Origin of the sequence: Aestuariibacter sp. GS-14 (assembly GCF_006494365.1) — a bacterium.
Taxonomy (GTDB): domain Bacteria; phylum Pseudomonadota; class Gammaproteobacteria; order Enterobacterales; family Alteromonadaceae; genus Alteromonas; species Alteromonas mangrovi.
This window is the reverse complement of sequence record NZ_VHIP01000001.1, coordinates 671,562-690,617: the sequence shown is the minus strand read 5'-3', so window position 1 is coordinate 690,617 and position 19,056 is coordinate 671,562. Positions and strand designations below refer to the sequence as shown.

Genomic DNA, 19,056 nt, shown 5'->3' with positions numbered 1-19,056 from the left:
AACCCGCCAACAGGCGGGTTTCTTAATGCTTAAAATAAAGTAGAGATTACATTCTGTAACGCACACCCAGGGAGAAGGTGCGGTCACGAATATAAGTATCACGCGGATACAAACGGGCATCGGCTGCAGAGTCGCCGCCGAAATAATCGTTGGCTACGTCATCGGCCAGGTTAGTGCCGTCGAAGCTGATTGTCAGGTTCTCATTTACATCGTAGTTCACTGAGAAGTCCAAAGAGCTGATTGCTTCGTGAATCACTGAGCTACCAGGCTGGTCACCCGCTTCATTGAAGCTGCCGTACCACTCGCTACGCCAGTTGTATGCCAGACGCACGTTCAGACCATCGCGCTCATACATCAGGATAGCGTTGTAAGACTTGTCTGATACGTTAGGCAGCGGCTCCATAACGCCGGCTGCGTTTTCCGCTTCGTGATCCATTAACGTGGTGTTTAGTTGGATACCCAGGCCGTCCAGCATTTCAGGCAGGTTTTCGAAGAACTGAGTGTAGGCCAGCTCAACCCCTTCAAGGGAGCCCGCACCACTGTTTACCGGGCGGGTAATAGAGAACTCGTTACCATTGATAGTTTCAGGTATCGCAACGTATTTCACGTAACCGTCGATATCGCGGTAGAACACGGTTGCGGTTAATGAACTGGCTTCGCCAAAGTACCATTCTGCTGCCAGATCGTAGTTTTGCGACTCCACGGAATCCAGTTCAGGGTTACCGCCATTACCGTAGCCCAGTGTACCCGTTTCTGAGGGCAGGAAGTAAGTTGCACTTGGGTTGAGGTCTGCAAAGTTCGGACGGTTGATGGTCTTGCCATAAGCGGCACGAACATAAAGCTCGTCGGTAACCTGAAGACGCATGTTCACGGCTGGCAATACTTGTGTTGAACTGGTGTTTACCGTAATTGGCGTTACTACACCATCAGTGATGCTGTTGCCGTTGAGTTCTGATTCCAGCTTCACTACGCGCACACCCGCTTCACCGTCTAACAGCATGCCGCCAATGTCTGTCGAGAAATTAGCCTGAGCGTAAATCGCATAGTTGTTTTCAGTGTTGTCGTAATAGCGCGCTGGCAGGAAGTCTGGATCGGCACGTGAATAACCCATTGCCTCACGGATGTCACCGCGGTTGGCTAATAAGTACGACGCGTTAGGCGTTAACCACTGGGTGTTGTTTAGTGATGTAACGTCGCTCATGTAGCCAGCCGGTGAGTAATCTTCCAGTCCCGGGAATTCAGTAAGCAGCACGTCGCGACCAGAGATATTGCCACGGCCACCGGTATCGGCTTCCTGATTAAAGGCTGAGCGCTCATTAACGCGTAAGCCAACTTCAACAGAGTGGATCCAGGAATCCAATGCAATGTTCGCATCCAGTGTCCAGTCAATAGCGTCACCTTCCTGATGCCCCAGACTGTCAAAGTTAGTCCACAGGTAGTACTGGCTAAGATCAGTCATGTCATAAGGCTGACCACTTGCATCAAGGATTTGTACGTCAGAGATGCCTGCGCCGTTTTTGTCGAAATCGTAGATGATGGTGTCGGCAAAGAACGCTAAATCAAGAATAAAGCCTTTATTGTTTGCTTCTGTATCGGTGTAAGCCAGGTCTGATTTAATCGTCACATTGTCGAACAGCCATTCGCCGCCCAGTGCAAACTGGTAGGTTTCTGATTCATTAAAGAACGACTGGTTACTGGTAATGGTACCCGGCGCATCAGGGCGAACCACAGATTGCGCCACGTTAGAGCCTTCTTTATATGACTCAACATAGCCATTGCCCCAACCACCCCAGCTAGGAATAGGTACCCAGAAGTTCAGTTGGCTGTTTTGCTCGTATTTCACACCAAACACGTCAAAGTAATAGGTGCTGTTGCTGTCAGGTGCAAACTGGAAGGTGGCGTTAAAGGAATCACGAGTGCGATCACCGTAACGGAAATAGCCACCAATCACATTCGGTGCCAGCGCTGGCTCACCAGCCACATTGAGTGGTGCTGAATTCGGGTTGTTTACAACTGAATCTGGCAGTGTAAAGGGCGCAGTAACAAAGTTTACCTGGTCCTGGAAGTCACTGCTCTGATGAGACACGCTTAACATGGCGCCAAAGCGGCCATTGCTGTTATCCCAGTTGTTATTCAGGGTAACACTGCCAATCGGGTTCCATGACTCAGCTTCATCACTGTAGACATAACGCAAACCGCCTGCCGCAGAGAAACCATCGTCAAAATCAAATGGTTTACGCAGTTGGATATCGATGCTACCTGCGATACCACCTTCGATATCAGAAGCACTGATCGATTTTTTTACGTCAACCGAGTAAACCAGATCGGCTGGCACATCGGTCAGAGACAAAGAGCGGCCGGTTGTAGTGAAGATATTGCGACCGTTCATTGTGGTAACGATGTCTGGTAAGCCGCGAATTAATACCTGAGCCACTTCTCCGTTCGTGCGCGAAACCTGAATACCCGTTACGCGCTGAAGTGCAGCCGCTACGCTGTTGTCAGGTAATTTACCGATGTCCTCGGCAACAATAAGATCAGAGATAGTCGACGCATTCATTTTCATATTTTGCGCGGAGTTTAAGCTGGCTTTAACCCCACGTACGTCGATGATTTCAATAGTGTCTTCGGAAGCTTGATTGGTGTCCTGAGCATACAATGACTGAGAGGCTAATGCCGCAAGAATGGCACTTGCTACCTGTGCACGTTTAAACATGTATCTTCTCCAAGATTGTTTGTAGTTGCGCAACACTCACGGTAAACCACTGCTGGTGATGAGCGTAGGGCTGCGCTGAGTAAGGTTTACGACGTCCCGATGTCGGGTGCCGCACATGGTTTTGTTATTATTATGGGGGAAGGATATTATTGTATGATAATAATACAGTCAACATTTCATTAACGATTTCTGCTTTTAAATAAGCGAAATTTAGTTAATTTAATTTTTTGTTGATATTAATCAATGGCTTGATATTTTTGTTTTTGATGAGTGTTAAAGTGAATATTACGAAAATTTAAAGATTAACGATTTCTTATACTTGATTCGTTAATTATTTGTATAACCAATAGGGGGTGTTTAGACTGGTATGTAGCAATCTGCTCGGCTGATAATTCCACAGCCAATTGCTAACTGTCTATTTGTTCAAAGTGGTTTCGAACGTGCATGACGTGGGCAAGGGCATATTCGTGTTTGTTCAACGAACCATACGCAAAATGATCGGCCAGCGGGCCTTCATAGTGCTGAAAGCGTTTTAGCGAAGTCATCAACTGCGCAATGGCCTCATCGGGAGACAGCGTTATGGGCGCATCGGGTGCACCAGGAATCGCTTCTTCCAGGTTGTGGGTCATTTCTCGTTTGGCGGCAAAAACTGAAAAAGCAGCAGCGCCCAACGTTGATTTAAACCAATCGGGTTTATGCTGAGGGTAGCCACTGATGGAATAATCCACACTTTGCGCCATGTGATAAAACGTTTGGGCAACTGACCAACGGGTGTCTGAACGGAGCTTGCTGGCGTCCAGCGAGGCCAGAAAATCCAGTAATGCCTGAATACTCAGATCTTCCTGATTAGCGGGTTGGCTCAGCCAGAAACTTCCACCTGCTATTCCAATGGCACCGCAGGACAGCGCAGAAATAAGAAAAGTACGTCGGTTCATAAGATGTGTGTTTTGCATAAAGTAGAGCGAAACAGTATGACAATTGGGACGATCTGTATAGTACTGATGATGTCGGATGGATAAACTTTTCGTTAAATTCAGTTATATCCACTCGCATAGACGATTGCCCTTATCTGGAGGCTGCTTATGAAAGACGCCGATCGCGCAAGTATTATTAAAGCCAGCTGGAAACTACACGATTTGGTTGAGTCGGCATACTTTACTCACCCGGCATCCAAAGGCAGCCCGGATTGGCAGGAAAAGCAGCGTTTGTTGCTGGCCGATATGGCACTGCATTTACTGCAAACGTCGGTAAAACCCGGCGATATTGATTTGCAAAAGCTGACCAACAACGTGCACGCTATTCTGACTATCTCTGATCAGTTTTTACCCCACGCGGGGCTGAAAGCGGCAACCGCATCTTTATACGAGCCTCTTGAGCCGTAATCTGCTCAACGGGTCGTTTCCCCGCGTCTTACTTCACGTGGGCTTTTTCCTATTACTTTCTTAAATGCCCGGGACAAAGCCGACTCAGACTGATATCCCAAATCCAGCGCAATGGCGAGCAGCGAATCATTGCCGAATTGTAGCCTTGAATAAGCCAGAGACATTCGCCATTCGGTTAAATAGTCCATCGGCGTATTGCCAACCAGTTGCTTGAATTGCTGAGCAAAATTGGTGCGTGACATGCCCACTTCTTTTGCCAGTGTGCCTAACCGCCAGTGCTGTTCCGGTGACTGATGAATCAGATGCAAGGCTTTTGCTATGCGGTTATCCGACAACACACTAAGCCAGCCCAACGTGCCTGGTTCCAGGGAGTTCAGATGTTCACGTAGTACGGCAATAATCAGAATTTCGGCCAGTCTGGATAATACCGCTTCGGTACCCATACCCACATGCTGGGTTTCGGTTCGAATCAGTGTACTGATCTGCTTCACCATGGTGTGTGTGTGACGGTTGGATTGGCGAATGACCAGTGCCGTTGGCAGCCCAGACAGCAGTTTTTGCGCTAACGGATGAGTAAAGAAAAGCGCGCCACACAACAAGCGGCTTGACTCACCTTTGCCGCCATACATAAGGGTTTCATAACGCTCTGACACACAGGTTATAGGTAATGATGCCAGCGGGCTAAAAAGGGCATTAGATTTGCCTTTTAAATGATGGCCTTCACCGCGTGGAAACAAAATGAAGTCATGGATTCCCAATTTACAGGCGGTCTTGTCGAACTGAAATTCTGCATTGCCTTCTAATACCAAGTGAAACATCAGGCAATGCGGGATAGTTGGCATACTGATGGCCCAAGGCTCACTCAACACAGAATCGGTACAAAAAGCAGTAGCAATATGCAGGTTATTCAGCAGTTTACCTAACGGACTGTCGTCTATAGGCGTGTCGGCGCGCTGCTTGTGGTTGAATGCCATTGCGTTGGGTCTGCCTGTGCTGTGTTGATATGTTTCACTCCAATATACGCGAATTGCAGAGCACATAACACGATTCCCCCGCTATTACGCGGCGGGCCACAGCAGCAGCGCGCCACTTACTATGGCTGTTACTGAGCGAACGTGATTCCAGAATAACCACTTGGTAAGGTAGGTTTGCCAAGTATGTTGTAACGACGCATCCCCGCTTGCTTCTAATAAGGCGTTGTTAAGGGGGACATTCTTTATAAGCGTCACCATAAAGGTACCAATAAAAAATATCAGCCCGGCAAGATAATGGTTAGAACGGGATAACACGAAAGTGAGTGACGCCACTGCCGAGCCAAAAAAGCACAGATAAAATAGCGGGTTAAGTATTTCCCGGTTGATCAGTACCATGATCTCTGCCCCCTGTTCAGATTGCCTTAATGCCCGCATTACCGTGCAGGAAAAGATAAAGTAAATGCCCATCATAATGAGCATGCTGAGTTGCCCCAGTGTAGTGAGTACGTTTAATACAAGCATGGTTATGCCTCCGGTTGAGTGATACCGGTATTATGTGCATACGCGCCTGCGCGCACGTGACATTACGTACACATACACTTACCAAACGTCCAAAATACGGTTTGGACGTTCAGGCTGCTTTTGAAGTGTTTCAGTTGCCTTTAGCCATCGCGAATTTCATACCTTATATCTCAGGGAAGGCAAACAGCCTTGCCCACAACTACCCAGCCGACATTCGGCGATATTATGAGGAAAGAGCAATGAAAGTATTAAACGCGTTAAAACTGGCGGGCCTGGCTGGCTCACTGTTATTCAGCAGTCTGTCGTTTGCATCAGCGGTTAACCTGGGCGAGAACGATGTGGCTATTCACGGTTACGATCCCGTTGCCTACTTTGTTCAGCACAAAGCCGTAGAGGGCTCTGCAAAGTACACTGCTACTTATGAAGGTGCAATTTACCGTTTTTCAAGCGCGAAGAACCGCGACATGTTTAAAGCGGATGCTGAGCATTACGCCCCACAATTCGGCGGCTACTGTGCCATGGGTGTTGCGCTGAACAAAAAGCTGGATGTGGATCCTGATGCGTTCTACATCAAAGACGACAAGCTGTTTTTAAACCTGAACAAAACCGTTCAGAAAAAATGGATGGAAGACGTACCCGGACACCTGAAAACCGCTTATCGCGTATGGGATGGCATCGAAGGTCTGTCGGTTGAAGCGACTAACGCCGAGGACTAAGCAAAGATGGAATCCGAGCTGAAAGGCATATTGTCGAACGGCCATGAGTATCCTGAGCAGGTGGTGATGTTGTGGTTCACCGCCTCCTGGTGCGGACCTTGTAAACAGTTAACTCCCATTATCAACCTGCTGGAGCAGGCCCATAAAGGCTCGCTGCGGGTAGTGAAAGTGGATGCTGACGAAGAGCATGGTTTAGCCCAGATGCTGGGTGTACGGGCAGTGCCGACACTGATCCTGATGGATCGCACCAAACGTTTAGACACACACGTTGGATTGTCGAATTACGGCGAACTGAACAAGTGGGTGTCACATCATCTGAATTAATGATTGTAAGGATGTCACTATGAATCAGAAGCAAAAAATCGCTGCGGCCGCGCTGGCCATGGCATTAGCGGCCGCTGCCTCAGCACCGGCGCATGCGGCAGGCAAAGAGAAGTGTTACGGCATTTCTGCAGCGGGTCAGAATGATTGCGGTAACCTGGCGGGTACCCATTCCTGCGCAGGGCAATCTACCGTAGATAACGATCCCGGTGAGTGGAAACTGGTAGCCAAAGGTACCTGTGAATCACTGGGCGGTATGTTGAAAGACGAAGCCAAGAAGCGTTACGACGCGGCTAAAAAAGGCTAATTAGCCTGATGAGTCAATAAGGAGATGCTGATGTCTGCTATGTCACAACACTATGAGCGTGTAGAGAGCACCAGGGTGGGTGTGGGCCTGCGTCACGAGCACTATAACGAGGCGCTGACGCAGACATCTCACTCCGTTGATTTTCTGGAGATTCATGCCGAAAACTTCTTTGCAGAAGGGGGCATGATCCCACCATTTTTAGAGGCAATAGCCGAATACTATCCGCTGAGCATCCATGGCACCGCGATGGGACTTGGATCGGCCTCTGGCGTGGACAGCCGGTACCTGAAACGGTTTTGCGAACTGGTAAACCGAGTCAATCCTATTCTGGTGTCTGATCACGCGTGTTTTACCTGGGGGCAAGTTGGCAATCAGCGGCTGCATGCCGGGGATCTGCTACCCATTACGTATAACCGGGCGTCGCTGGATATTCTGGTAGACAACATCGACCTTGTACAGCAGGCGCTGGGCCGGCAGTTGTTAATAGAAAATATTGTTAGCTATGTGGATCAGCGCAGCGATCCCATGCATGAAGCCGAGTTTTTGGCCGCCGCAGCTACGTTAACCGGGTGTGGGCTGCTGGTGGACTTAAATAATGTGCTGGTAAATGGCCGTAACTTCCACGCCCATAATCTGGCGCAGTACGCCACTACCTGGCTCAAAACCCTGCCTACCGGGGCCGTTAAAGAAATTCATCTTGCCGGTAGCAGTGAAGTGCAGCCTGGCGAACTGATTGTAGATGATCACAGTCAGCCCGTGTCCCATGCGTGTTGGGCACTGTATCAACAGGCAATCCATATGTTTCCCGGTGCCGCTACCTTGATTGAGTGGGATAATCAGTTGCCCACCTGGGAGCGTCTGCAGGAAGAAGCCGGTACAGCCCGGTTTATATTAGCGCAAACCCTGATGGAGGCTATGTCATGAATGAGCCCGCACAAAACCACGTAGCCGGTAAGCAGGACTGGTCCGGACATCAGCTTACCGGAAAGCGCCAGCATGCACTGGTAACCGATATTTTTACCCAATCGTCGTTGAGTGGCGTGCCGCCCCGCGCGTTGCAAATATACCAACGCAACCTGCAAATGACCGCGGCTCGCAGTTTAACTATTACTTATCCGGTGTTGCAGCAAATGGTGGGCGAACAGGCCATGTTTATTCTTGCGCAACGATTACTGGCCTGGGCTAAACCAACAACGGGTGACTGGGCAGAGTGGGGCGGGCAATTACCTTCTCTGATTGCCAGTAGTGAACTGGCGGCAGATCATCCTTATTTAGCCGGCGTCGCACAGCTGGAATGGGCCGTGCACGAGGCTGGTCGACGTCGCGTTGATGCGTTTAACCGAGCCAGTTTGTCGCTGCTAACTGATGACGATCCCAACCAGATTGTACTTAGCCTGCAACCTTCATTAGTGGTACTTGAAAGTGCGTATCCGGTGCAGCCATTGTGGCAACTGCACCGCCAAACCGCTAACCCAGACAGCCTGTCTACTGAGGCTTTGGAGAGCATTATGCAGAACCGTCAATCGGCAAACTATGCCGTAGTGTATCAGCATCGCAATAAACCCAACGCTGAGGCCATTGATGAACAAGCGTTTGCCTGGCTGCAGGGCGTGCAGCAGGGTATGTCCTTGTCGGCGCTACTGGATGCGTATCCGGGCATTGATTTTGCGCAATGGCTTGCTTACGCCATTGAACATGAGTGGATAAATACGATTTTGTCTCAGAGGTGATCCCACCCTCCTGCTTGCGGCGCAACGCTGATGGACTCCGGCACTACACTCCTGCCCGGTAAGTCAGCGTCAATGCGCCGCTTTTTTTATGTCGGTTTTATGGTTGGATATAAAAAGAAAAATGATCGCGTTTGAGCAAACATGGGCTCCAAATCATCGGGGAAAATTAGGGCGTGTTGATCTTTGTTGCATGCTCTTGATGCAGAACCACTGCACCTGCGAACATGCGCCGCGATCGCTGAACACCTAGAACGAACAAAATTAATACAGCAAAGATCAACACGCCCTAGTTCAGGCTCAGGTGATGCCGCATTATCAAAGACTGCGGGAAGTGCTTAAAAAAAAGAGGGGCGTGATGTAGTGTGAACATTGTTGCGACCACCAGGGTGGTCGCAACAATATAGATAGACTAGCTGAACAGATAGCTAATCAGATATCAGGTCGGCTATCAAACTGGCGCTTTAGCGCGTGATTTGTATTCGCCGTTACGGGTATCGATTTCAATCCAGTCATCAACCTGACAGAAATCCGGTACCTTAATTGTGGTGCCATTGGCCAGATTAGCAGGCTTCATTACCTTGCCACTGGTGTCGCCACGAGCAGAAGCTTCAGTGTAAGTTAACTGACGAACGATAGTGGTTGGCAGATCAACAGAAATAACTTTGCCGTTGAAGAATACCGCGCTACATACGTCGCTCATGCCATCAACGATATAAGGCAATACGCTTTCGATGTCTTCTTCGTTGAGTTCGTACTGGTTGTACTCTTCATCCACGAACACATACATGTCGTCGGCTTTGTAAGAGTAGGTTACGTCGATTTGATCCAGGATCACTTGCTCAACTTTGTCGTCGAACTTGTATACGGTCTCGCTGGTTGAGCCGCTGATCAGGTTCTTCAATTTCATTTTCATGATCGCACTGTTGCGGCCAGATTTGGTGTATTCAGCTTTCTGAACAATCCAAGGCGCGCCGTCAATAAGGATCACGTTGTTTACTTTAATATCTTGTGCTGTTTTCACGAAGCTACCCAGTGTAAAAGTTAAGGGGGAGATTTTCGCGCGATTCTAGCAGTTCCGCACAAATGTACATAGCTTTTCCGCTAGACTTTGTTGTTCTGATAGCGCAGCACACCAATTTTCTGCATGGCATTGCAGATTTTTACTGTGTTGTTGCCAGGCTAACCAACTGGTGGAGAGGCTTTTTTGTGTGTTCCAGCTCAGCCACCACTGCCTTACAGCCTCTGCGGTAGCTGGGTTTGCGCTGTGCAGGTAACGATCGAGGAACGCGTTGAGCTTGTCGAGATGAATATCATCCTGCTGCTGGTATATGTGCCACAAAAAAGGTTTACCGGCCCATTGCGCCCGAACAAATGAGTCTTCACCGCGCACCAGATTCAGGTCACAACTCCACAACAGTGAGTCGTACGCTTGTTGGGTAACAAATGGAATGGCCTGAATGGTAACCTGCCCACGTGAGTAACTATTGCCGGGTTGCAGTGTGTCGATACTCAGCCAGCGCGCAATATCTGCCACAATGCGACCGGGCGGTACTAACAACTGATAGTGTTGCTCACCTTTTGCAAGTGTATTTAGCCAACTGTCGATATGCGGATTCTCGTAGGTAAACAGTGAAACCAACATGCTGCTAGGCGCGCGGCTTACTCCCAGACTCAACAGAAAAAGCCGCTGCTGCTCAGTATCAAATTGCTGGCGTTGTTGCAGCAGTGTCTGTTCGCGCAGCAAACCGCCGGTGTTGTTAGTAAAACCCGGAAAGTAAAAGTATTTGCTTGGACCGCAAAGCTGCGGAGAGGGCAGTAAATGGCACCCCTCTACCCACGCTTCGGCACTTAAATATTCAAGGTTGATCCACAACGAGGCAGGCGAACGCTCGGCCATTGCTATTTTTATGTGTTGCGGCAGTTCGCAGGCAAAGGCTTCAATGACTATATCCGCTGGTTCAACATGCAATTGCGGTTGCCAATGAACTATCTCAACCCCCTCAACTTGTTGGGTTTGGCATAACGGGTTAACCTGCGGGCACAAATGGCGGAATGCTCCCAGATCATCCACCAGTAAACGCACAGACTGTTTGTACTCTGCACTGAGCTGCCTGGCCAGACGCCATGTCACACCTATGTCGCCATAGTTATCAACGACATGACAAAAAATATCCCAGCTCTTCATCCAACAAACCTGCACAGTGATAAAGCCGTGAGTATAAATGATCCCGGCGATGTAGGAACACATTGTTGTTAGGGCTGGATATACCCATGTGCCACTATGAATTTATTGTATTGTCTGAACGCGGTTGGGCTTGTTTCATCTTGTTAGTCCGGACGAGCATGTGATACCAATTCCGTGTGAAAGCCGGGGTAATTCCCGGACATTTTTTCTTAAATAAAACACACGGCGGGCTATTTTTTAAACAGTTTTTGGCGGTATACTGCGCTAAAGCAAGGAACGCGGTGCGCTTCACTATTATGAATACCAACCCACAACATCAGCTACAACGGCGTTTTTCAAAGGCCGTAGTGTATTGTGCTTGCCTGCTGGTGACGTCTGCGTATGCGCGAGCAACATCTTCTGTAACTGTTGAATATTTGGAACAGGCTTACCAGAACCAGCAGTTTACCAGTGCCTATCAACAAGCTGAGAAGCTGCTTATTGAGCAGGAAGGTGATCCTGCTTTTGATCGAATATTCGGTTTGCTGGCGCAAGCAGCGGAGCAGTGCGAGAAGGGTGTTTATGCACTCGAGCGGAGTATCCAGGAAAGCCCGGAAGACCTGGCCGTTCGTCTGGCTCTTGCTAGTTGCTATTTTTCTCTTGGCAATACTAAAGCTGCTCAGCAGGAATTGCGTGCAGCAAAAACACTGCCGCTGAATCCGGCGGATAAACTGCAGTTAGACAAAGCTATAGCCCGTATTCAGAGCAAAGAATCAGAAGCAGAAGGCGGATGGGAACATTCGTTGAGTGTTGGCGCCGGTTACGACAATAATCCGAATAACGGTATCGAGGATGCGGTTATTGATTTGCCGACACTTGGTCAGGTGCTGGTATTTGATGAAAGCCTGGCTACCGGCAGTGCAGGATATAGTGTTAGTGGCCAAAGCCGCTACACCCAAGCGGTGAATCAGCTTGCTGACTGGTACGTTTCTGCAGGTTTGGTTGCAACGCAGTATACAGATGACAATGCGTTATCGCGCGCCGACGTTCGATTGGCTGGCGGTTATCAGAGGCGTTTCGATAGTCTGATGTCGTTAACCAGTGCCTTTTATCAGCCCTTATGGGTAGATGGCGAAGGGTATCTCAGTTACTTCGGCATTCGCCAGCAATTAAGTGTTCCTGTGGCTAAGTCACTACTTGCTGGCGGCGAGCTTACATTCGCACAACTCGAGTATGATGCGTTTTCGCCACTGTCGCGCAATCAGTTGGCTGCCAGCGCCTGGCTGCAACATGACGTGGGCAATGGAAGCGGGAAGGTCACGGTAAGCGCAGCGTCGGAAAACGCCGATAGTGATTATGAGTTTAATTCACGTGATCTGCTATCAGCGTCCTTACAGTTTAGCCAGCAATTGGCATCTGACTGGGACATCATCACATCACTATTTGCACAGCAGGCCCGCCATGCTGGATATCACCCTGTTTTCGGCGTCACACGCGAAGATAATCTGGTTATATTATCGGCGCAACTCCGCTACCGTTATTCTCAAAACTGGCAAGTGAGTGCGGAATTCAGTTGGCTGAACAACAGCAGCAATGTGGCATTTTACGACTATTCAAGGAGCAAGTTATGGCTGCGCGCAACATACCAGTTTTAACCTCCCGGGTAATGATGTGTGGAGTACTGACCGCTGTTTGGGTCAGCGTCGCTTTTGCAGTGACATCGGTACAGGCACAAACTGAAGAGTCTCAGCAGGCAGGAAAAACTATCATGGCGCGCGGAGATGTGATTGCGACTGATCCGCAACAACGTCGCGAGTTGTCGCGTCGTGATCCCGTGTTTATGCAGGATCTTGTGGCTACAGGTATCAACAGTGCCGCTCAACTGCGAATGGCGGATGGCGGTATGCTGTCCTTACAGGAAGACAGCGAACTGAATATTCTGGACTATGAATTTAATCCCAGTTCCCGGGAAGGCAAGGTGCGAATGTCGTTGCTGAAGGGGGGGCTGAGAACGGTGACGGGATTAATACAACAATCCAGTGACAATTACCAACTAACTACCCCTGTTGCCTCTATTGGTGTGAGAGGCACGCATTATGAAGCAGAAATGCGCAATAGCGACCTGTTTCTGGCTGCATGGAATGGGATCATAGATGTCAGGGTGTCAACGGGTACAGTCCAACCGGCGTTTTCTTTGGGACCAACTCAGCAATTTCAGTTTGCGGTTGTGCATGCCGACGGCACCGTTGAATTTTTGTTAGCGCCCCCTACTGCGTTTGCCAAAGGTCATAGCCGAACCAGGGAGTTTGAAACGCTGACGGCTTACCCGTTTGAATTCGCAATGTTGTCGTTGTCTGAGTTGGTAGATCACAATGATGCGCATGTAAATAATGATTTCATTACTGGTGATTGGATATTGTCGGAAGGCGAGACCTTCAATCGGTCGGGACAGGTTGTTTTTGATGATGTTATTTTTGCTTCTTTGACCAGTACCCAGGGACTGGCGAGTGACTTTGCGATGTCGATGTCTGTTGATTTTAGTGCGTCTAGAATTACAACCGGAAATTTGTCATTCAACGATGAGGGGGGGGCATGGTTTGCTGCCTTTAATGGCAACATAGATACTCAGGGGCTGGATGTTTCGATTAACTTTGCATCACACAATAATCAGATTGCGCGAGGTGTACTTGACGGCATATTCATTGATAATGAAAGCGCTATCCTCGGGAATTTTGCATTATCGGAGCAAGAGCAGCCAGATATTCAGGCAGGTGGTACTTTTCTGATCAGGGACAAGCCTTAGGGCGGGAGCAAGCGGATGCGTACTAGTTGTTTATTTCTGATTATCGCCAGCGTTATCCTCTGTGGTTGTGATAGCCGTGGCAAGTACAAGACGCAAGCACCTGAACTACCTGAGGTTGGTCAGAGCAGTGAAGGTTACTTTGTGCTGAACTCTGATTCTGCAACCATTACCGGTGCGTTGCAATTAACCGTATTCGCATCAGATGCGGATGGAATCAGCCGCATTACACTGAGCTTTGGGGATGGAACTGAAAGCGCCCTGATATGTGAAGGCGCAGCGAATTGCGGTACCGTGTTTTCAGACATCATCGGCGGGATTAGTCCGTACTTATATGGTGCTGCGGCTGGACAACTCACGCTGACATTAACCGTAACAGACACACTGGGCACAACTACAGATTTTCACACAGATTCAGTAGACTGGGAGCCTATCTTACTCCAGGACATTGTGATTGAGCGCAGTACCGATGGAAGCAGTATTACGGCAACCTGGAGCGCAGATTCTCGTTTATTGCGTTACAACGTTTACCTGGCAACTGAACCCGGCGTAAACCAACTTACTTTTACCAACCTTGACAATGGTGATGCCAGATTAGCACTTGAAGATACCCAAATCACGATAACAGGCTTGCAACCCCAACTTACTTATTATGTGCTGATCACTGGCGTAGATGGCAGTGGCGAAGCGGCATTTTCCGGGGAATTTGAAATTGTCGGTGGCAGCAATACCAATTTACCACCTGTTTTACAGGATGATGATGTTACGTTAGACGAAGATACCTCTGTAGTCATTTCGGTTCTGGATAACGACACCGATCCGGACGGCGACGCGATTACAATAGACGATGCCAGTGCGACAACCGGCATGGTATCGGTTACCCCGTCACACATTACCTATCAGCCTCTCGCAAACTATGTTGGAACCGATACCGTTATTTATTCTGTGTTAGACAGTGCGGGCAACAGTGCCAGTGCTTCAGTAAACATAACGGTACTGCCCATTAACGATCCGCCAACAGCGAATAACGACAGCGGCGTGTCATCGGGGGCAGCGATAACCATAGATGTGCTGGCAAATGACTTTGATGTTGATGGTGACGCGCTCGCTGTCAGCAGCGCTACTGCTGTAAATGGCGCTGTTATTATTAATAACGATCAAACTCTGACCTATACGCCAACGTCAGGCTTCAATGGCACTGATACCATTTCCTATATCGCAGTTGACCCGGATGGCGAGTCGGCACAGGCAACGGTTACCGTTACGGTAAGCTCAGCACCATTGTCACCTGCACCGGCTGCGGATTTTTACCGCTTAGTGAAGAATGCGACGGTCTCTATTCACAAGAGCAGCGGGGTGCTGATAAACGATACCGACCCTGGCAATCTGGGATTGCAGGTTTCTACCACGCCTGTTACGCCTCCTGCATCAGGTACTGTTACTTTGGACGCAGAAGGCGGGTTTGTTTATGCAGCAAATTCCGGCTTCACCGGTACGGATAGCTTTGTATATGAAGTCATCAACACCAGCGGTTTAACCGCCAACGCAACGGTAACACTCACCGTAGACGATTTAACCAATAATCTGTTTGCCGATTCCTCCTCCATGACCGGCGAGTTTGATTACATCGGGCGGGGCGAAACTTCAACGGGAAGTGGCGTAGGTACCGGCTTGTACCGCATTGGCGATTGTGTGTCATTAACCAATACTACCTGCACTATGTCTGGCCGGTATTCCGAAACGGCCAGTTCTGGCAGACAGCCGTTTCAACAGGGTACTTACTCGTTCATTATGGCCTATCCGGGGACCGGCGATTCCACTGTGATGGCCCAGTCCAGTACTGCAGGCAGTGACAGTGTTTTCCTCTCAGCGTTAAATGGCGCCACTTTCACCCTGTATTTATTTACTGATGATGGAGACATGATCGTGTCTTCCTGGCCAGATAATAATTTTGGGACGCTGGTAAACTTTAGTGCCTTCATCGTGCCGCAACAAACTTGTACCGGGATACCCAGCAATGAAACCTGCCGGATAGGCAGGGTAGGTTTGTATAATAACGCCACGTTAAATGCCCCAATGGATTTCCTCCAGGTAGAAGTTAATGGCTTTGCCATGACCGACGTGAGTGGCAGGGCAATTGCCATAGAAGATACCTTTGTGTATGCCCAGGATACCACGCTGGTGACGTCTGAATCTGTGTTGGATAATGATACAGACCGCGATATTCCGGTTGCAGGCGACAGTTTGATGGTGCGCAATACGTTTGCTAATTCGTTGTCGCAACCTGTTGCATTGGCGGTAAATGAACTTACCCAACACATATTCACGTACACGGCGATGGGTACTACTATTACCATCACCAAACGAGACGGATCGTCGGTGGGCTCTTTTTCCTGGCCGGGAGAGCCCGCTAATGATGCCGACATGGATATTGCCCCGATAGCTTTCACCCTGGGGAATACGCTGGTCCCGCAGGGAACCCTATTGGTGTTTAACGGCGAAACTGCTGAGGCTGAGGTGTATGCGTTAGATCCGGACACAGGTTCCGAGCTGGTCTCGCTGAATACCGGTTTTGGTAACAGTCATGTGGTGGGGGGAGCGTATAATCCGGTATCAGAATCCCTTTTCTTGCTGCAGGATAATGTGCCAGGCACCAACAATGGCAATACGATTGCAGAAATTGATCCGCAAACCGGTTTAATTATTAATCAGTTTGCGATTAACCAGGATAATCAGTTGTTTAATGTCAGTTTTGGTGACATTGATATCAATAACGTAACCGGAAATCTGTATCTGGTTAGCAGCCTGGAAGGCCGAATAGCTGAGTTTACCCGAACGGGTACGCTTGTGCGGTATTACGATTTGCCGTCTGCAGCCAGCAGTGTGTCGGGACTGTCGATTAATCAGGAACGCGACCGCTTATACGTAGTGAATAACCGAAACACCCCAGTAATGGAGCTGTCTTTTATTAACGGCGGAAAATTGAATGGCTTTATTGCATCACTGATCACTCCGCCAGAGCACGGTGCGTTAACACTGAATCCGGATGGAACATTTATTTATGTGCCCGATTCGGGGTATAGCGGCGACGACAGCTTTCTTTATGAGGTAAGCGATCAAACGGGATATAAAGCAAGAGCCAGAGTGTTTCTGACCACCGATGTAGCACAGTTGTAATGCCTGTTAGTCGTAGGTCGCCCCGTCAGTATGTGAAATGGATAACACCGGTTGCAATGGTAATTGGCATTATTTTGTTTGCCATTATTCAATGGTCTCCTATAGCTGCCCCTCGTGAACGCGTTGATGGCTTGCTATACGATTTAAAAATCCGCTTTTTACCTCCCTGGCCAGATACCGTCACGAATGTACAGATAGTAGACATAGACGAACTGAGTTTGAGTCAGGTCGGCCGAATGCCTTGGTCCAGAGAGCGGTTTGCGCAGTTGGTTGACGCACTAACAGCGCAGGGTGCAGTTCTGATAGTCATGGATATTCTGTTTGCAGAGCCCCAGCCTAACGGTATTACGCACTTACTGGGCGCCCCTCAATTACAGACACTTTCTGAGGCCGAAAAGCAATCGTTAATTGATGACTATGATTTCGATTCTGTTTTTGCACAGTCACTGGGAGGCAGCGAGGTTGTGTTGCCCGTGCTGTTGCACCGGGACGCTGATCCGGGCTATCAACGAGGATTAAAAACCGGCATCCTGCAACCCGATGGTTTACTTCAGAATACACCTGATTTACCTGTAAATATGGTTAACTTTAGCGGATATGCAGGGGTTTGGCCGCTATTTAACGACGTAGCTTTGGGACAAGGCTTTATGAATGCCTTTGAGGATCCAGATGGATTTGTTCGTCGGGGCGCGTTGGTGGCCAGTGTTGATGGTGTGTTAGTACCGTCTTTGGCACTGGATGCGTTCAGGGTATACAGCCTTGCTGATACCGTTCAACCATTATGGGAAGTGTCTGACTCCAACGCCTATCTCACTAAACTGCTAATTGGTAATCAAACAATAAGTACCGACGAGCAGGGGCGGATCCTGATCCCGTACCGAGGTAAAGCCCGTACTTATCAGTACACGTCGGCGGTTCATTTACTCACTAATACTGTTCAGGACAACCGGTTTGACCAGGCCGTGGTATTTGTTGGAACGTCTGCAACCGGCCTGGCAGATTTGCGCTCTACGCCAGTAGAACTGGGCTTTCCTGGTGTGGAAATTCAAGCGACGCTATTTGACGCGTTGGCTAATCCCAGTGTGATCCCGGTTTTCCCGGATTGGTGGCGTGAAGCAATACTGCTGCAATTGTTGATTTTAGGTATTCTTACCAGTCTATTATTACGGGGTAAAACGCCGATAATGACAAGTTTGCTGGCGTTGCTGATTATTCTTACCGCAATAGGGGGCAATATACTGGTATGGATAGTGTGGCAAATTTCACTGCCTTTGTTCAGTCCGATACTGTTGTCTGTAATGATGGCGTTTTGGTATATCAGCCGTGGCTTCTTTCATGAAAACCGTCAACGCAGGCAGGTTAAAGCCATCTTTGATACCTATGTTCCACCGGCGCACATCGATCAGATATTGGCGCAGCCTGATGCCTGGAATCTGGAAGGCGAAAAAAAGGAACTTACTGTACTTTTTAGTGATATTCGCGGCTTCACCAGTATTTCTGAAACCATGACCGCATCTGAGCTCAAGCAATGGCTAAACGAGTTTTTTTCGCCAATAACCCGAGCCATTCTTGAACATGAAGGTACCATTGATAAATATGTTGGCGATATGGTAATGGCTTTTTGGGGAGCGCCCCTTACTCACTCCATGCATGCCAGTCAGGCCGTAAAAGCCGGATTCGCTATGCTGGAAGCACTAAAACCATTAAATGACAAATTCAGAGCAGCGGGGAGGCCTACCGTTGAAATAGGCATTGGTATTAATACCGGTGAGATGAACGTAGGCGACATGGGTTCAGACTTCCGGCGTAGTTATACCGTAATTGGAGACGCCGTGAATTTAGGTTCGCGCCTGGAAGGTTTGACCAAGTTTTATGGTGTCAGCATGCTGGTGAGTGAATTTACCCAGGCTCAATGCCCTGAGCAGGCATTTCTCACGGTAGACCGGGTGAGAGTAAAAGGGAAAGCTGCGCCGGTGACGCTGTATTCACCTGTATCTTCCTTAGCCAGCGTAGAATATCTCGGGTTTGTAAAAGCATACAATCAAATTATGGAGTGGTACTTTGCGCGCGAATTTCTTGTTGCATACCAGCATTTAACACGTTTAGAAAACAACACATTCAACCCAGTACTGGTAACAATGCTTGGTGAACGGCTCCAGAATTTTATCCAGTCGCCTCCTCCGGAAAACTGGGACGGTGCTTATACTCACACACACAAATAGTCGTTCTTATTTTGCAACCAACAGCAAT

The 19,056-nt window shown here is 48.9% G+C and carries 16 protein-coding genes; 10 read left to right on the top strand and 6 right to left on the bottom strand.

Translation table 11 applies throughout. The annotated features are described in order from the left end of the window. Positions 1 to 46: 46 nt before the first annotated feature. Both FJ444_RS03015 and FJ444_RS03010 read right to left on the bottom strand, forming a co-directional pair. A complete protein-coding gene (locus tag FJ444_RS03015; protein ID WP_140956418.1) occupies positions 47 to 2,713 on the bottom strand; it encodes a TonB-dependent receptor in 2,667 nt (888 codons plus the stop codon). A gap of 407 nt (positions 2,714 to 3,120) precedes the next feature. Beyond that, complete coding sequence (locus tag FJ444_RS03010; protein WP_181405041.1) at positions 3,121 to 3,648, bottom strand: DUF1569 domain-containing protein; 528 nt, start codon at positions 3,646 to 3,648, stop codon at positions 3,121 to 3,123. Positions 3,649 to 3,795: 147 nt separating this feature from the next. On the opposite strand from FJ444_RS03010, the gene FJ444_RS03005 reads away from it, so the two are divergent. Further along, positions 3,796 to 4,095, top strand: a complete 300-nt coding sequence (locus FJ444_RS03005) for a hypothetical protein (RefSeq protein ID WP_140956416.1) — start codon at positions 3,796 to 3,798, stop codon at positions 4,093 to 4,095. A 5-nt stretch (positions 4,096 to 4,100) separates the two neighbouring features. On the opposite strand, the gene FJ444_RS03000 is transcribed toward FJ444_RS03005, so the two are convergent. Further along, positions 4,101 to 5,135, bottom strand: a complete 1,035-nt coding sequence (locus FJ444_RS03000; protein ID WP_255438937.1) for an AraC family transcriptional regulator — start codon at positions 5,133 to 5,135, stop codon at positions 4,101 to 4,103. Positions 5,136 to 5,153: 18 nt separating this feature from the next. Further along, positions 5,154 to 5,591 carry a DUF1772 domain-containing protein gene (locus FJ444_RS02995; RefSeq protein ID WP_140956415.1) on the bottom strand — a complete coding sequence of 146 codons (438 nt, stop codon included), beginning with the start codon at positions 5,589 to 5,591 and terminating at the stop codon, positions 5,154 to 5,156. 239 nt (positions 5,592 to 5,830) lie between these two features. Between FJ444_RS02995 and FJ444_RS02990 the strand changes: the two genes are divergently transcribed. The 5 genes from FJ444_RS02990 to FJ444_RS02970 are packed head-to-tail and all read left to right on the top strand — an operon-like array spanning position 5,831 to position 8,665. Further along, positions 5,831 to 6,307, top strand: coding sequence for a YHS domain-containing (seleno)protein (locus tag FJ444_RS02990; protein WP_140956414.1), 477 nt, complete (start codon positions 5,831 to 5,833; stop codon positions 6,305 to 6,307). A gap of 6 nt (positions 6,308 to 6,313) precedes the next feature. Beyond that, positions 6,314 to 6,631, top strand: coding sequence for a co-chaperone YbbN (locus FJ444_RS02985; protein ID WP_140956413.1), 318 nt, complete (start codon positions 6,314 to 6,316; stop codon positions 6,629 to 6,631). 19 nt (positions 6,632 to 6,650) lie between these two features. Continuing rightward, a complete protein-coding gene (locus FJ444_RS02980) occupies positions 6,651 to 6,935 on the top strand; it encodes a DUF2282 domain-containing protein (RefSeq protein ID WP_140956412.1) in 285 nt (94 codons plus the stop codon). A 30-nt stretch (positions 6,936 to 6,965) separates the two neighbouring features. Then, the gene (locus tag FJ444_RS02975; protein ID WP_140956411.1) at positions 6,966 to 7,859 is read left to right on the top strand and encodes a DUF692 family multinuclear iron-containing protein; all 894 of its coding nucleotides are present in this window, start codon (positions 6,966 to 6,968) and stop codon (positions 7,857 to 7,859) included. Beyond that, positions 7,856 to 8,665 carry a putative DNA-binding domain-containing protein gene (locus FJ444_RS02970; protein ID WP_140956410.1) on the top strand — a complete coding sequence of 270 codons (810 nt, stop codon included), beginning with the start codon at positions 7,856 to 7,858 and terminating at the stop codon, positions 8,663 to 8,665. The genes FJ444_RS02975 and FJ444_RS02970 overlap by 4 nt, the downstream gene beginning before the upstream one ends. Before the next feature lie 448 nt (positions 8,666 to 9,113). On the opposite strand, the gene efp is transcribed toward FJ444_RS02970, so the two are convergent. Both efp and earP read right to left on the bottom strand, forming a co-directional pair. Next, positions 9,114 to 9,686 carry an elongation factor P gene (gene efp / locus FJ444_RS02965; RefSeq protein WP_140956409.1) on the bottom strand — a complete coding sequence of 191 codons (573 nt, stop codon included), beginning with the start codon at positions 9,684 to 9,686 and terminating at the stop codon, positions 9,114 to 9,116. 45 nt (positions 9,687 to 9,731) lie between these two features. Continuing rightward, complete coding sequence (gene earP, locus FJ444_RS02960) at positions 9,732 to 10,850, bottom strand: elongation factor P maturation arginine rhamnosyltransferase EarP (RefSeq protein ID WP_140956408.1); 1,119 nt, start codon at positions 10,848 to 10,850, stop codon at positions 9,732 to 9,734. A 281-nt stretch (positions 10,851 to 11,131) separates the two neighbouring features. Between earP and FJ444_RS02955 the strand changes: the two genes are divergently transcribed. Genes FJ444_RS02955 through FJ444_RS02940 form a run of 4 tightly spaced genes read left to right on the top strand, consistent with a single transcriptional unit; the run spans position 11,132 to position 19,028 of the window. Continuing rightward, positions 11,132 to 12,484 (top strand): porin family protein, encoded by a 1,353-nt coding sequence (locus tag FJ444_RS02955; protein WP_181405040.1) that lies wholly within the window; start codon positions 11,132 to 11,134, stop codon positions 12,482 to 12,484. Continuing rightward, positions 12,457 to 13,632 (top strand): FecR domain-containing protein, encoded by a 1,176-nt coding sequence (locus tag FJ444_RS02950; protein WP_140956406.1) that lies wholly within the window; start codon positions 12,457 to 12,459, stop codon positions 13,630 to 13,632. The genes FJ444_RS02955 and FJ444_RS02950 overlap by 28 nt, the downstream gene beginning before the upstream one ends. 15 nt (positions 13,633 to 13,647) lie before the next feature. Further along, positions 13,648 to 16,806, top strand: coding sequence for an Ig-like domain-containing protein (locus FJ444_RS02945; RefSeq protein WP_140956405.1), 3,159 nt, complete (start codon positions 13,648 to 13,650; stop codon positions 16,804 to 16,806). After that, positions 16,806 to 19,028 carry a CHASE2 domain-containing protein gene (locus FJ444_RS02940; RefSeq protein ID WP_140956404.1) on the top strand — a complete coding sequence of 741 codons (2,223 nt, stop codon included), beginning with the start codon at positions 16,806 to 16,808 and terminating at the stop codon, positions 19,026 to 19,028. Before FJ444_RS02945 ends, FJ444_RS02940 begins: the two co-directional genes overlap by 1 nt. The last annotated feature ends 28 nt before the right edge of the window (positions 19,029 to 19,056 follow it).